Origin of the sequence: Providencia sp. 2023EL-00965, assembly GCF_033550225.1 — a bacterium.
Taxonomy (GTDB): Bacteria; Pseudomonadota; Gammaproteobacteria; order Enterobacterales; family Enterobacteriaceae; genus Providencia; species Providencia manganoxydans.
Window position 1 is genome coordinate 281,923 of sequence record NZ_JAWUEH010000001.1, and the last position, 14,710, is coordinate 296,632.

The 14,710-nt window shown below is 39.8% G+C and carries 10 protein-coding genes; 6 read left to right on the forward strand and 4 right to left on the reverse strand.

Translation table 11 applies throughout. From position 1 onward, the window contains the following. The first annotated feature begins 9 nt into the window (after positions 1–9). Entirely contained in the window at positions 10–918 is a 909-nt protein-coding gene (locus SC428_RS01305) for a hypothetical protein (protein ID WP_070928124.1), read from the forward strand. Between the two features lie 133 nt (positions 919–1,051). Here SC428_RS01305 and cobO read toward each other — a convergent pair whose 3' ends face one another. Beyond that, positions 1,052–1,642, reverse strand: a complete 591-nt coding sequence (gene cobO, locus SC428_RS01310; protein WP_070928122.1) for a cob(I)yrinic acid a,c-diamide adenosyltransferase — start codon at positions 1,640–1,642, stop codon at positions 1,052–1,054. A 4-nt stretch (positions 1,643–1,646) separates the two neighbouring features. Continuing rightward, a complete protein-coding gene (locus tag SC428_RS01315; protein ID WP_070928120.1) occupies positions 1,647–2,411 on the reverse strand; it encodes a YciK family oxidoreductase in 765 nt (254 codons plus the stop codon). A 178-nt stretch (positions 2,412–2,589) separates the two neighbouring features. Between SC428_RS01315 and sohB the strand changes: the two genes are divergently transcribed. Then, the gene (gene sohB / locus SC428_RS01320) at positions 2,590–3,636 is read left to right on the forward strand and encodes a protease SohB (RefSeq protein WP_318705632.1); all 1,047 of its coding nucleotides are present in this window, start codon (positions 2,590–2,592) and stop codon (positions 3,634–3,636) included. 92 nt (positions 3,637–3,728) lie between these two features. On the opposite strand, the gene SC428_RS01325 is transcribed toward sohB, so the two are convergent. Beyond that, a complete protein-coding gene (locus SC428_RS01325; protein WP_070928116.1) occupies positions 3,729–3,977 on the reverse strand; it encodes a DUF2498 family protein in 249 nt (82 codons plus the stop codon). 290 nt (positions 3,978–4,267) lie between these two features. On the opposite strand from SC428_RS01325, the gene topA reads away from it, so the two are divergent. Beyond that, a complete protein-coding gene (gene topA / locus SC428_RS01330; RefSeq protein ID WP_140179542.1) occupies positions 4,268–6,862 on the forward strand; it encodes a type I DNA topoisomerase in 2,595 nt (864 codons plus the stop codon). A gap of 270 nt (positions 6,863–7,132) precedes the next feature. After that, the gene (gene sodC / locus SC428_RS01335; protein ID WP_070928112.1) at positions 7,133–7,657 is read left to right on the forward strand and encodes a superoxide dismutase family protein; all 525 of its coding nucleotides are present in this window, start codon (positions 7,133–7,135) and stop codon (positions 7,655–7,657) included. Positions 7,658–8,389: 732 nt separating this feature from the next. Here the strand turns inward: sodC and SC428_RS01340 are convergent. Beyond that, the gene (locus SC428_RS01340) at positions 8,390–10,423 is read right to left on the reverse strand and encodes a M13 family metallopeptidase (RefSeq protein WP_318705636.1); all 2,034 of its coding nucleotides are present in this window, start codon (positions 10,421–10,423) and stop codon (positions 8,390–8,392) included. 282 nt (positions 10,424–10,705) lie between these two features. Between SC428_RS01340 and cysB the strand changes: the two genes are divergently transcribed. Continuing rightward, on the forward strand, positions 10,706–11,680 hold the full coding sequence (gene cysB, locus SC428_RS01345; RefSeq protein WP_070928108.1) for an HTH-type transcriptional regulator CysB: 975 nt from the start codon (positions 10,706–10,708) through the stop codon (positions 11,678–11,680). A 247-nt stretch (positions 11,681–11,927) separates the two neighbouring features. After that, positions 11,928–14,600 (forward strand): aconitate hydratase AcnA, encoded by a 2,673-nt coding sequence (gene acnA, locus SC428_RS01350; protein ID WP_140186603.1) that lies wholly within the window; start codon positions 11,928–11,930, stop codon positions 14,598–14,600. The last annotated feature ends 110 nt before the right edge of the window (positions 14,601–14,710 follow it).

The window sequence follows — 14,710 nt, forward strand, 5'->3', positions numbered from 1 at the left end:
TTATTTTATATGAATGGATTTCGGTTAATGTCGGCTGTCATGGTATTGGGTTTAGGATTAAGTTTAAGTGGTTGTGATAGTAACCAAACAGTAATTCCTGAAAGTGGGCGTTTTTATTTTACTAATGACTCATCGGATAGTTTCATATTTTTAATCGATTATCAGCCTATTGTGATCCCCAAAAATGGGGTTGGCAGTATTTCTCTCAGTCCGGGTTTTCACTCGATGACGACCGCGACGGGTAAAGTGGTTCAGTTTATTGTTTATCCAGGTAATAAAGGCGGTATTCTAAATCCTACCCAACAATTTTATTATGCGTATGATTTTATTTATGGCACTGAGGGGATCCCTGCTGTTTATCATTTAAATAAACAATCTTTAGTTATTGATGGCTATGAATTGGTGGGTAGGATCAATAGTAGTAATGATTATATAATTGATAATAATGTATTTAATTGTGATATCGCTGTAGGAGAATATGTTTCCGAAATACTCGCCGGCTCGACGACAGTGAGTAAAGTAAAAACTAAATGTTTAACTCATAAAGAGTTGGTCGATTTAATTCGTAATGAAGATGTTTTACTTTCACAACTAATAATTAAGAAACTGATTAATGATGAGGTGCAATCGGTCACTGTAGATTTTAATTACCCGCTTTCTCCACCTCATTTTTCTGATGAAACACTGCAAATGTATGCTTTAGATGTCGTATGTCTAATTAATAACTTTCGTCGTTCTTTAGATCCACAGAGAAAAGCATTTTACTATAATAAATACCACGATAATATTTCAAATATGGCGGTGATTTATAGCCGTATGGGGAGTGATAAACGTTCATTGCTTGAAAAACGCAAGTATGCTGAGTTTATGCAGCAGACTCAGGCGATTTTTGGGGCGGGTACGTTGATGCTTAATTAATATTGCTGATGTACTTATACTCACGATAATTCACATTGCAGGGCTTTTCATTAAAGGCATAGTGACTACGGTTACGCGTCATCTATCTACCTCTCGAATTATTTTGAGTATATATGTACACCAGCCAATAGACTCACCAATCAATACCTTTCTGTGCTTTAATTCCTGCATCAAAGGCATGTTTTACAGGGCGCATTTCTGTCACTGTGTCCGCTAAACTTAGCAAGTCACGATGGCATCCTCGGCCTGTAATAATAACTGATTGGTTTTCAGGGCGATGTTCTAGGGCATCAATGACTTCGCTTAATGGTAGATAGTTATAACTGACCATATAAGTTATTTCATCGAGCACCACTAAATCGATTAATGGGTCAGACAATAGTTGACGTGCATGTTGCCATGTTTCAAGGCAAGCTAAAGTATCCGCCTCCTTGTCTTGGGTTTCCCATGTGAAACCTGTTGCCATCACATAAAAAGGGACGCCATTGGGTTCGAGTAACTCACGTTCACCATTATCCCAACTTCCTTTAATAAATTGAACTACCGCCGCTTTCTTCCCATGGCCGACCGCTCGGCAAACGGTACCGAAAGCTGCTGTTGTTTTACCTTTTCCATTCCCTGTAAAAACCAGCAAAATACCACGTTCTATTTGGGCGGATTCAATACGAGCATCAACTTTTTCTTTCAGGCGCTGTTGGCGTTGTTCGTGTCGGCTTTGAGACATACGGTTACTCCGTTATATTGACGTTACGAGCAGGTTGGGCATCAAAACTGATCCCTGTTTTTCGTAGACTATCATCACTCATAACATATAAATATATTGGCATAATATCGGCAGGAGTTTTAATAGTCATTGGATCTTCATTTGGAGCCGCGCTGGCTCGCATGCTAGTACGAGTGCGTCCTGGGTTAATACAGTTAACGCGCAAGCTACTATTTTTATACTCTTCAGATAGAATTTGCATTAAGCCTTCTGTAGCAAATTTTGAAACCGAATAAGCTCCCCATTCTGCACGGCCTTGTTTACCTACGCTTGAACTGGTGAAAACTAAAGAGGCATTCGGGGCTTTGAGTAATAGAGGTAGCAAAACTTGCGTTAGCATAAAGGCGCCATTTACGTTGACCTGCATAACCTCATGCCATTCAACTACAGGCTGCTCAATAATAGGGCTAACTACACCTAATAAACCCGCGCTGTGTAAAACACCGTCAAGGTAAGCATGTTTTTGGGCAATGCTTTGTGCCAGTTCGGTGTACTCTTGATGGGTAGCTGTCAACAAATCTAATACATAGATATCTGCGGCTTTACCTGTCAGCTGTTCAATTTCTTGACTGACTGATTGAAGTTTATGCAACGTTCTACCGATGAGGATCAACGATGCGCCAAATCGGGCATAGGTTAATGCAGCTTCACGGCCAATGCCATCACCGGCTCCTGTTACGAGAAGGGTTTTGCCACTTAAGAGATCCTGTTTGGGTTGATAGTGGAGCATGGTAATTTTCCTATCTTTTTTGTTAACATGTTGAGATATCATCGCATGATTACGATGATTAGCCAATTTGACGTAAAAATTCAAGTAACATGACGATAAAGCAGAGTTATTTTACTGGTTGTTTCGCGACAATCATGAGATTATTTTTTATTAAGCTTAATATCAGAAGGATGATTTTGTGGAGTATTTCTCTCTGTATGGACTATTTTTAGCCAAAGTTGTCACAATTGTCGTGGCGATTGTTGTGCTTGCCGTTTTTGTATTTGGTGTTGGAATGCGTCGTCAAGGTAGCCGAGGTGAACTAAAAATCACCGATTTAGGTGAAAACTACCGTGAACGTCAACGTCAAATGCAACAAGTTAAAATGAATGATTCTGAACATAAAGCGTGGTTAAAAGCGTTTAAAAAACAGCAGAAAACAAAAGAAAAAAATGAAAAAGCAGGGGCGAAAACAGGCCAGACTGCGGTTAAAAAGCCTTGTTTATATGTCCTCGATTTTAAGGGGAGCATGGACGCACGTGAAGTGAGCTCTTTACGAGAAGAGATCAGTGCTGTACTTGCCGTTGCAGATCAGCAGGACGAAGTATTATTACGCCTTGAAAGCCCTGGTGGTGTGGTACATGGTTATGGTTTAGCGGCATCTCAGCTATCTCGTTTAAAAGAGAAAAATATTCCATTAACCGTGGCTGTTGATAAAGTGGCAGCGAGTGGTGGGTACATGATGGCATGTATTGCGACAAAAATTGTTGCAGCGCCGTTTGCTATATTGGGATCAATTGGTGTGGTAGCACAGGTACCTAATATCCATCGTTTATTGAAAAAACATGATGTTGATGTCGAGCTTCATACTGCTGGTGAATATAAACGAACATTAACTATGTTAGGTGAAAATACTGAACAAGGTCGTAAAAAATTTGTTGAAAACCTCAATGAAACCCATGATCTATTTAAGCAATTTGTTCATCAAAATCGTCCATCATTGGATATCGATTCAGTTGCTACAGGTGAATATTGGTACGGTACTCAAGCATTAGATAAAGGTTTAATTGATGAGCTTGGGGTGAGTGATGATATTATTATTGCTTCAATTGATACAAAGGAAATTGTCGGTATTCGCTATACGCAGAGTAAAAAAATGCTAGAGCGTTTTACAAGTAGTGTGTCCGAAAATGTAGACAAACTACTATTGCGTTGGTGGCAGCGTGGTCAAAAACCGTTTATGTAAATAAATTGAGACTTGGTTTGCTCGCAAATTATCTATTTCATATCTATTATTAATTACCGGCTGATTGCCGGTAATTTTTTGATTACGTACCATTACTTAAGGTGATATTTTTCTGAAAACAAATGGGATAAATGTTTGTACATATTGAAAGCAGCGGTACTTTTTGCGGTTGGGATACCATTTTCATCTAAAAAGAATTCACCTTTAAAAACTAAAGTGCCGCGATGTTGCTCTACAGTATCAACAAACATACCATGAATGTAGTCTTCATGTTTCTTTATGATCTCATTAGCTTTTTCAAGAAGTTCGTTTTGTGTTATAGATTGGATATCATCGTGCATTAGTTAGCTCCCTTAAGAAAATAATTGGTTGCGTCTCGTATTTTATCAGGTAGAGTGTGTGCTTTTCGTTGATATGAATTAGTTATTATACGGCTAAAATCAGTCAGCTAGAACACTTTATGTTCTTTTTAGCATAGCGTGATTTGCTTTGTAGTTTTTGCTTAAACGCAAACAATTTAAAGAAATTATATTGATATATTGCAATTGTGCCGCAATATAAAAAAGAGATTTTCATTTTGTGCATTTTAATGTAGAAATGCGCCATCGTAGAAATTTAGGTAAAGGTAAATATGGGTAAAGCTCTTGTTATCGTGGAGTCCCCGGCAAAAGCCAAAACGATCAATAAGTATCTTGGCAGTGGCTACGTTGTAAAAAGCAGCGTTGGCCACATTCGTGATCTGCCGAAAAGCGGGTCCGGCTCACAAAAGAGTACAGGCTCATCTACCGACAAAACCAAAAAGGTTAAAAAAGATCCTCAAGCTGCGTTAGTAAAACGTATGGGGATTGATCCTTACCATGGTTGGAAGGCGAATTATCAAATTTTGCCCGGTAAGGAAAAAGTAGTTTCTGAATTACAAGCGTTAGCGGCAGATGCAGACCATGTCTATCTTGCGACGGACCTTGACCGCGAAGGGGAAGCTATTGCATGGCATTTACGCGAAGTGATTGGAGGGGATGACTCCCGCTTTAGTCGTGTCGTGTTTAATGAAATTACTAAAAATGCGATTAAACAAGCGTTTGAAAGCCCAGGTGAACTAAATATTGACCGGGTTAATGCGCAACAAGCACGCCGTTTTATGGATCGCGTGGTTGGTTATATGGTATCGCCTTTATTATGGAAAAAAGTGGCTCGTGGTCTATCTGCGGGTCGTGTGCAATCAGTCGCTGTGCGTCTGATTGTTGAGCGTGAACGTGAAATTAAAGCGTTTGTGCCTGAAGAGTATTGGGAGCTCCATGCCGATCTCGCTGATAAAGATATCGCGGCATTGCGAATGGAAGTTACTCATCGATTAGGTAAGCCTTTTAAACCCGTTACCAAAGCAGAAACTGAAGCGGCAGTAGGCCTGTTAGAAAAAGCGCGTTTTCAAGTTGTCGACCGTGAAGACCGACCAACGTCAAGCAAACCTAGCGCACCGTTTATCACATCAACATTGCAACAAGCGGCAAGTACTCGGCTTGGCTTTGGTGTGAAAAAAACCATGATGATGGCTCAGCGTCTTTATGAAGCGGGTTATATCACCTATATGCGTACAGACTCAACCAATTTGAGCCAAGATGCATTAAATATGGTTCGTGGTTATATCAGTGACAATTTTGGTAATAAATATCTACCAAAAGATGTCATTGTCTATAGCAGTAAAGAGAATTCGCAAGAAGCGCACGAAGCCATCCGTCCTTCAAGTGTTGATGTATTAACGGATTCGCTGAAAGATATGGAAGCTGATGCGAAGAAATTGTATCAGTTGATTTGGAATCAATTTGTTGCTTGCCAAATGACGCCGGCAAAATACGATTCAACAACATTGACTGTGAAAGCAGGTGATTTCGAGCTTAAAGCCAAAGGCCGTACTTTACGCTTTGATGGTTGGACGCGTGTCATGCCTGCATTACGCAAAAACGACGAAGACAAAACATTACCACCAATTCAGGTGGGTTCTGAATTATCATTAGTCGAATTGCTGCCAAGCCAACATTTCACTAAGCCGCCAGCGCGTTTTAGTGAAGCATCACTGGTTAAAGAGCTAGAAAAGCGGGGTATTGGACGCCCATCAACTTACGCGGCCATTATCTCGACTATTCAAGACCGTGGTTATGTTAAAGTTGAGAATCGTCGTTTCTACGCTGAAAAAATGGGTGAAATCGTTACTGATAGGCTGGAAGAGAACTTCAATGACCTAATGAACTACGATTTTACTGCTCGCATGGAAAATCAGCTCGACCATGTTGCTAACCATGAGGCTGAATGGAAAGCGGTACTGGATGAGTTTTTCTCAGACTTTAGTAAGCAACTTAATATTGCAGAAAAAGAGCCTGAAGAAGGTGGCATGCGTACTAACCCAATGGTGATCACATCCATCATTTGTCCTGATTGTGAACGTCATATGGGGATCCGCACAGCATCGACAGGGGTATTCCTTGGTTGTGAAGGTTATGCATTACCACCAAAAGAGCGTTGTAAGAAAACCATCAACCTTATTCCTGAACATGAAGTTCTGAATATTCTTGAAGGTGATGATGCAGAAACCAATGCGTTACGTGCGAAACGTCGTTGTCCAAAATGCGGCACTGCGATGGATAGCTATGTGGTCGATAACCAACGTAAACTGCATGTATGCGGTAACAACCCCGCTTGTGAAGGCTACGAAATCGAAGAGGGTGAGTTCCGCATTAAAGGGTATGATGGCCCAGTAGTTGAGTGTGATAAATGTGGTTCTGAAATGCACCTAAAAACAGGTCGTTTTGGTCCATATATGGGGTGCACCAACGAAGAGTGTAAGAACACACGTAAGATCTTAAAAAATGGTGAAGTTGCCCCACCAAAAGAAGATCCAGTTCCATTGCCTGAACTGCCATGTGAAAAATCAGATGCTTATTTCGTTTTGCGTGATGGTGCTGCTGGCGTATTCCTTGCAGCCAACACGTTCCCGAAATCACGTGAAACACGTGCGCCATTGGTTGAAGAATTACAGCGCTTCAGAGAGAGATTACCAGAGAAATTAGCATATTTGGCTGATGCTCCTGCTAAAGATCCTGAAGGAAACCCAACGGTGGTTCGCTTTAGCCGTAAAACGAAACAGCAATATGTTTCTTCAGATAAAAATGGCAAAGCAACCGGCTGGAGTGCGTTTTACGTTGATGGTAAATGGGAAGTTAAAGACAAATAAGTGTTTTTAATGTCTTTTCAAATATAAAGGCGATAGTTTTTCTATCGCCTTTTTCATTTCAATTTTGGCCTCAGTTTTTCGTTTTATCTCACCATATGGATCTATCTTAAAAACCGTATTATTTGAGTTAAGTTTTATTTTATGTGGCAAACCGCAAAGCAATCCAAAATGGAGTTGCTATTCTATTTATAGTTATCATTGATAAGTGATATTCAGTGTTGTCATATTATTAAACGTAAGAGCTATAACACCATCACAACCGGAGGTTGAATGAAACTCAAAATATGTTTACTAGCAGGCTTACTAACTGCATTTGCAGCCAATGGCGCAGAAAAAACGGTAGAATTGAAAGAAGCAACAGCACAAGGAGAAGGAAAAACAATTGGTGAAGTTGTGATCTCTGAAACGGACTATGGATTATTGTTTACGCCAAAACTCACAGGTTTAGCACCAGGTATACATGGATTCCATATTCATGAAAACCCAAGCTGTGATGCAGGTGAAAAAGAGGGCAAAATGGTTCCTGCATTAAAGGCTGGTGGGCATTTAGATCCTGAAAAAACAGGTGTACATAAAGGGCCTTATGATAAAACAGGCCACTTAGGCGATCTGCCTGGTTTAGTTGTGGATACTAAAGGAAATGCAGATTATGCCGTTCTGGCACCACGTTTAAAGGAGCTTAAAGCAGTAGAAAAGCATGCCATTATGGTACATGTAGGGGGTGATAACTATTCAGACCACCCAGAGGCATTAGGTGGTGGCGGTGCTCGAATGGCATGTGGTGTTATTGACTAGTTGCATATATGGGTCTTTCCTAACAATGGGAAGACTCAAATATTGTATGTCGTATTTAACTGTATTCATTATTCTTAATTCTTAGCTTGAAAGGTTTTATTTTTTGCTCCCTGATGTGTATTAATTCTTTATAGTTATAAAAAATCAATCAATAACATTAATATTGGATTATCCAATTTGGCTCGATGTGTCATCACATCTGTTTTTCATGAAAGTAAACCCATGTAATGCATTGATAAATAATAGAAAAAATCAAAAAAAGTTTACAAATCTCAAAATATATTTTTTAAAAAACAATGAAAATAGTATAAGCGCAGATTGAAATTCTCAGTTTTATCAATATAAGAGTATTCGTAGTGTCTTTCTCTTAAGTAAAAAACATTGTTAATAAAGATAGTTGTAATCTTATTCAATTGGACAGTTTTATATTACATCGAGCGAGAAAAAAATCATTGATGTGTCAGGCAATGTTGCTGACGTGATGATATCACCACTGAGTCGCTACGGCTTCAAGACAGCAAATGATATTAAAATCAGTGTTACGCATTAACAATTTTTTTAGCAAATGAAATATTGAAATTATGGTATCCCATTTTTAAGAATGGAATACTCAAAAGGCTCCAATCACTCGGAGCCTTTAATTTATTGAAAACTAACGATAATGTATTTTGTGGGGATATTTAGGTATCGATTTTACCGATGACTGTATAAACATACAGTATGGTTGCTTGTCTACCAAATACGAATACGCTGTTCTGGTTCTAGGTATAATTTATTGTCTTTATCAACACCAAAGGTTTGATACCACTCATCCATATTACGGACGACACCATTTGCGCGGAATTGATTCGGACTGTGTGGATCGGTGAGGATCTTATTACGCTCAGATTCTTTATTTGCAAGTTCTTGCCATGTTCTTGCCCAAGAGATAAAGAAGCGTTGTAACCCTGTGGTTCCATCAATAATGGGAGCTTCTCCATTTGGATAGTTCTCTTTAACAAATTGCTTATAAGCACTTAGGGCGATATTTAGACCGCCTAAATCGCCAATATTTTCACCTAATGTTAATTGACCATTCACTTTTTGGTCACCAACAGTGAAACTATCGTATTGTGTGACTAACTTATCCGTCTTTTGTTTAAAATGTTCTTTCGCGGTATCGCTCCACCAATTTCGTAATTGACCAGTACCATCATATAGGCTGCCTTGGTCATCAAAGCCATGACCCATTTCGTGGCCTATAACGGCACCAATTGCGCCATAGTTGTAGGCAGGGTCAACATTAGGATCAAAGAATGGCGCTTGTAGTATTGCCGCAGGGAATACAATTTCATTTTGCACTGGATTGAAATAAGCATTGATGGTTTGTGGGGTCATTCCCCATTCCCATTGACGTACTGGCTGGCCGATTTTGCTCATATCATCGTGATAGGACCAATTAAGTACCTGCTTATAGTTATCAAGTAAATTATCTGAAGTTAAATTAATATCGCTAAAATCATGCCATTTATCCGGATAACCAACCTTAACCGTAAATTGGTCGAGTTTTTTGAGTGCCTCTTGACGGGTTGGTTCATCCATCCAGTCATTTTGGGTTAAACGTGACTTAAATGTGCCTCTGACGTAACTGACCAAATCAGTAATTTTTGCTTTGGATTCAGGATTAAAGTATTTTTCAACATAAATTTGCCCCATAGGTTCGCCTTGTAAACGATTAACGGTTTCAAGAGCGCGTTCTTTGCGGGTTCTTTGTTTTTCCACGCCGTTTAGTTTACGTGAATAAAAATCAAACCGAGCGTCAGAATAGTCACGATTTAAATAAGCGGCTTGGTTACTCAAATAATGAAAACGTAAGTAGTCTTGTAGCGTTGAGACAGGCGTGTCAGCATAAATTTTAGCCAGTTGTTCAACCGCACTATCATTTTCGACAATAATTTTATTCAACTGTTTGTTTGAAAGTTGCCATTGATTAATAAAGCTCTCCCATTCAAACCCTTTAGTGAATTTTTTCATTTCATCTAAGGTCATTGGGTGATAGTTCTTTATGGTGTCACGGCGTTCTTCTGGACTCCAATGCACTTCAGCCATTGATTTTTCTAAGTCAAAAATTTGTTGTGCTTTTTTCTCTACGTCTTTTTCACCTGACAGTTTTAAGATTGTCGCTATATAGGCGATATAGTTTTTGCGGATCTCTTCCATTTGTGGTGTTTGGTCGAGGTAATAATTACGATTTGGTAAACCGAGGCCACCTTGTCCGAGGTATAAAACGTAGGTATCAGGTTGTTTGGCATCAAGGTCAACCCAATACGAGATAAAAGGTGTATAAGCAGGCTGAGCCATTAACTTATTTATATCATTGTGATTTTTTGCACTACTGATAGCGTCAAGGTCGCTTTTGAGCGGTGTGATACCTGTTTTTTCTATCGCCTCTTCATTTAAATAGCTGGTATATAAGTTGCGAATATTTCGTTGGTTATGATTGAGAGCGCTTTCTGGTGTGCTCTGTAATTCATCGATAATGGTTTGTAGTTGTTTTTCTGTATTCAGGTATAGCTCAACAAATGAGTTGATCCGTGGCATACCCGTTGGAATTTTGGCTTTACTAATCCAATCCTGATTAACATAGCGATAGAAATCATCTCCAGAAACGATATTGTCAGACAATACAATTTTTTGATCGCCGTAAGAAATTTCTTTCGCATGGAGGGAAGGCACCATAGCAATAGTTGACATGCTAATTAACAGCGCCAATATTTTTTTCTGCATGTAATATCCTCTTTTATATTTCCATTTTAGCCAAATCGTCTTGCACTTATTCAATCATAGATCGTGAAACGTGAATTGTATCTTTTCATTTTCTTACTGATCCCAAGTATAAATTATTTCAAAATAAATTAACTTAGGTGAAATTTTATCATCTGGCTATTCACTCTGTACGGAATGATGATATATTGGTTATATCAAATCGAATATATATAGCTTTTAATTATAAGTAATAATTTTTAGCTATAGCAAATTTCTTGCTGCTCTGTAGAGGTGGATCGCAATATGAAATTACAGCAATTACGTTATATTGTTGAAGTGGTTAATCATGACTTGAATGTCTCTTCAACCGCTGAAGGGTTATTTACCTCACAGCCTGGTATCAGTAAACAAGTGAGAATGCTTGAAGATGAGTTAGGTATTCAAATTTTTGCCCGTAGTGGTAAACATCTAACACATGTTACGCCTGCTGGTGAAGAAGTGATCCGTATTTCCCGAGAAGTCCTCTCAAAAATTGAAGCCATCCGGTCTGTAGCAGGCGAACATACTTATCCTGATAAAGGCACATTACATATTGCGACGACTCATACACAGGCTCGCTATGCATTACCTCCGGTGATCAAAGGCTTTATCGAGCGCTACCCACACGTTTCATTACATATGCAACAGGGATCCCCAACCCAAATAGCGGAAGAAGTGTGCAAAGGAAATAGTGATTTTGCGATAGCCACTGAAGCATTACATTTATACAGCGATTTGATTATGCTGCCTTGCTACCATTGGAATCGATGTGTAGTGGTGCAAAAAGGGCATCCATTAGCAGAAAAGAAAAATGTGACTATTGAAGATGTCGCTCAGTATCAAATCGTAACATATACCCATGGTTTTACTGGTCGTTCTGAATTGGATGTGGCATTCCAAAAAGCAGATCTTGAACCCAAAATCATTTTTACAGCAACAGATGCCGATGTGATTAAAACTTATGTTAGGTTAGGGCTGGGTATCGGTATCATTGCCAGTATGGCTGTTAATCCTGAATTGGATAACGATTTGGTCGTTATCGATATGCGAGATAAGTTTAGTTATAGCACCACGAAAATTGGTTTTAAACGAACCAGCTTCTTACGTAGCTATATGTATGATTTTATTTGGCGTTTTGCGCCTCATTTAACCCGAGATGTTGTCGATAAAGCGATTGCACTTCGTAATAATGAAGATATTGAAGAGATGTTTAAGGACATTAAATTACCGATCGTGTAATTGAGTGATCCTTTTCATTGAATGATGGATCCGTAGTAGGATCCATCAAACCTACCTTTACTGCTAACCATTTCGCTTTATATCTCTTCTTTTTATGATAGTAAGTACAATAAATTTATGGATTTGACACAAAATCCATAAAGTAAATAATTATAGCAACTATAATTACAAGTACTTAACAAATCTTATGTCATTTGCTAGGTAAATAAGATGACCGATAATCATCATAAAAAACCAAGGAGGAGTTATGTCGTTGAGTCTAAAAACGCAGAGTGCAGCAACACTCAGTGTGGGAAGCAAGCTCTATAATTACTTCAGTTTACCGATTGCGACTAAGCAACTCGGTGATCCTACAAAACTACCCAAATCCCTTAAAGTTCTGCTCGAAAATCTATTGCGAAATATCGATGGCAAATCAGTGGTCGAAGCCGATCTACAAGCGATTATTGATTGGCAAAAAACTGGGCATGCTAATAGAGAAATAGCTTATCGCCCAGCACGTGTATTAATGCAGGATTTTACTGGCGTACCCGCTGTGGTTGACCTTGCAGCGATGCGAGAAGCGGTTAAATCGTTAGGGGGTAATGTTGAGCAAGTTAACCCATTATCACCTGTCGATTTGGTTATCGACCACTCGGTGATGGTGGACGAGTTCGCAACAAATAATGCCTTCGATGATAACGTCGAAATTGAAATGAAGCGTAACCATGAGCGTTACCTATTTCTACGTTGGGGGCAAAAAGCATTCAATCGTTTTAGAGTTGTGCCACCTGGAACCGGTATTTGTCACCAAGTCAATTTAGAGTACCTTGGTAAAGCCGTATGGTATGAAGAAATAGACGGTAAATTATTTGCTTATCCAGACACTTTAGTAGGTACTGACTCCCACACCACCATGATTAATGGCCTTGGTGTATTAGGTTGGGGTGTTGGGGGCATTGAAGCTGAAGCTGCTATGTTAGGTCAGCCTATCTCTATGTTGATCCCTGATGTGGTCGGTTTTAAATTGACAGGCAAATTAGCGGAAGGTATCACCGCGACGGATTTAGTTTTAACCGTAACTCAAATGCTACGTAAGCATGGTGTGGTTGGGAAGTTTGTTGAATTTTATGGTGATGGTCTCGCTGATTTACCACTCGCGGACAGAGCAACTATAGCTAATATGTCCCCTGAATATGGGGCAACCTGTGGTTTCTTCCCCGTAGATGAAGTGACACTGAGCTATATGAAATTAACTGGGCGTAGCGATCAAGAAATTGCCCTAGTAGAAGCGTATAGCAAAGAGCAGGGGTTATGGCGTCATAAAGGTGATGAGCCTATCTTTACCAGCACACTAGAACTGGATATGTCGACAGTTGAATCCAGTTTGGCGGGTCCTAAACGTCCACAAGATCGTGTTGAACTGAGCCAAGTTCCAAAAGCATTCCAAGCAGCAATTGAGTTAGAGCTGAACAAAAAAGATAAAGCCGCTCATTTAGCTGTTGAGTATCAAGGGCAAAACTTTGAAATGAAAGATGGCGCAGTGGTCATTGCCGCTATCACGTCTTGTACTAATACCTCTAACCCAAGTGTTCTTATGGCTGCTGGGCTATTAGCGAAAAAAGCTGTAGAGAAGGGGCTCACTCGCCAGCCTTGGGTGAAATCATCATTAGCACCGGGGTCAAAGGTTGTTACCGATTATTTAGCATTAGCAGGGCTTACGCCTTATTTAGATCAGCTTGGATTTAACCTAGTCGGCTATGGCTGTACAACCTGTATTGGTAACTCAGGTCCTTTGCCTGAACCGATTGAACAAGCGATCAAACAAGCTGATTTAACGGTGGGTGCAGTATTATCAGGCAACCGTAACTTTGAAGGCCGTATCCATCCATTAGTGAAAACTAACTGGCTGGCTTCACCACCGCTGGTGGTTGCTTATGCATTAGCAGGTAACATGAATATTAATGTCAAAACGGATCCTTTAGGTAAGGATACACAAGGCAATGATGTTTACCTGAAAGATATTTGGCCATCAAGTGCTGAAATTGCTCAAGCGGTTGAAAAAGTTAAAACGGATATGTTCCGCAAAGAATACAGTGCGGTTTTTGATGGTGATGAAGCATGGCAGGCCTTAGCAGTTGAAAGTTCAGCAACGTATAACTGGCAGGAGGATTCGACCTATATTCGCCATCCACCTTTCTTTGAAGGTATGAAAGCTGCACCAGAAGCGGTTAAAGATATTCATGGCGCTAATATATTAGCGATTTTAGGCGACTCAGTGACTACTGACCATATCTCTCCAGCAGGTAATATCAAAGCGGATAGTCCTGCTGGGCGTTATTTACAAGAGCATGGTGTTGCAGCGGCTGACTTTAACTCATATGGTTCACGCCGTGGTAACCATGAGGTTATGATGCGAGGAACATTTGCCAATATTCGCATTCGTAACGAAATGGTACCGGGTGTTGAAGGTGGTTATACAAAACATATTCCAAGTGGTAAACAAATGGCGATTTATGATGCAGCCATGTTGTATCAAGAGGAAAAACGTCCGTTAGCCATTATCGCAGGTAAGGAATATGGTTCTGGCTCCAGCCGTGACTGGGCTGCTAAAGGAACTAACTTGCTAGGCGTCCGTGTGGTTATTGCGGAATCTTACGAGCGAATTCATCGTTCAAACTTAATCGGTATGGGGGTGATCCCTCTTGAGTTCCCTCAGGGAACCACGCGTAAAACTCTAGAGTTAAAAGGGGATGAACGCATTGACGTTGAATACCTACAATCCATTGAACCTGGACAACATATTGTGGTGAAAATCACTTATGGTGATGGTCATGTTCAAGAAATTGCGACACGTTGTCGTATTGATACAGCAACGGAAATGGAATATTACCGTCATGGTGGTATCTTGCACTATGTGATCCGTCAAATGCTGCATTAATTTTAATCAATCAAACTAAAACGCCCATATGTGTTTGCCCTATGGGCGTTTTTTATTGTTATTTCGCAATATTAGGTTATTTAATTCAAGTTATGATTGTTACGTAAAGA

Coding starts and splice junctions, on each gene's coding strand:
- acnA (WP_140186603.1), top strand. CDS start 11,928: ATGTCGTTGAGTCTAAAAACGCAGAGTGCAGCAACACTCAGTGTGGGA.
- SC428_RS01305 (WP_070928124.1), top strand. CDS start 10: ATGAATGGATTTCGGTTAATGTCGGCTGTCATGGTATTGGGTTTAGGA.
- SC428_RS01340 (WP_318705636.1), bottom strand. CDS start 10,423: ATGCAGAAAAAAATATTGGCGCTGTTAATTAGCATGTCAACTATTGCT.
- topA (WP_140179542.1), top strand. CDS start 4,268: ATGGGTAAAGCTCTTGTTATCGTGGAGTCCCCGGCAAAAGCCAAAACG.
- SC428_RS01325 (WP_070928116.1), bottom strand. CDS start 3,977: ATGCACGATGATATCCAATCTATAACACAAAACGAACTTCTTGAAAAA.
- cobO (WP_070928122.1), bottom strand. CDS start 1,642: ATGTCTCAAAGCCGACACGAACAACGCCAACAGCGCCTGAAAGAAAAA.
- cysB (WP_070928108.1), top strand. CDS start 10,706: ATGAAATTACAGCAATTACGTTATATTGTTGAAGTGGTTAATCATGAC.
- sodC (WP_070928112.1), top strand. CDS start 7,133: ATGAAACTCAAAATATGTTTACTAGCAGGCTTACTAACTGCATTTGCA.
- SC428_RS01315 (WP_070928120.1), bottom strand. CDS start 2,411: ATGCTCCACTATCAACCCAAACAGGATCTCTTAAGTGGCAAAACCCTT.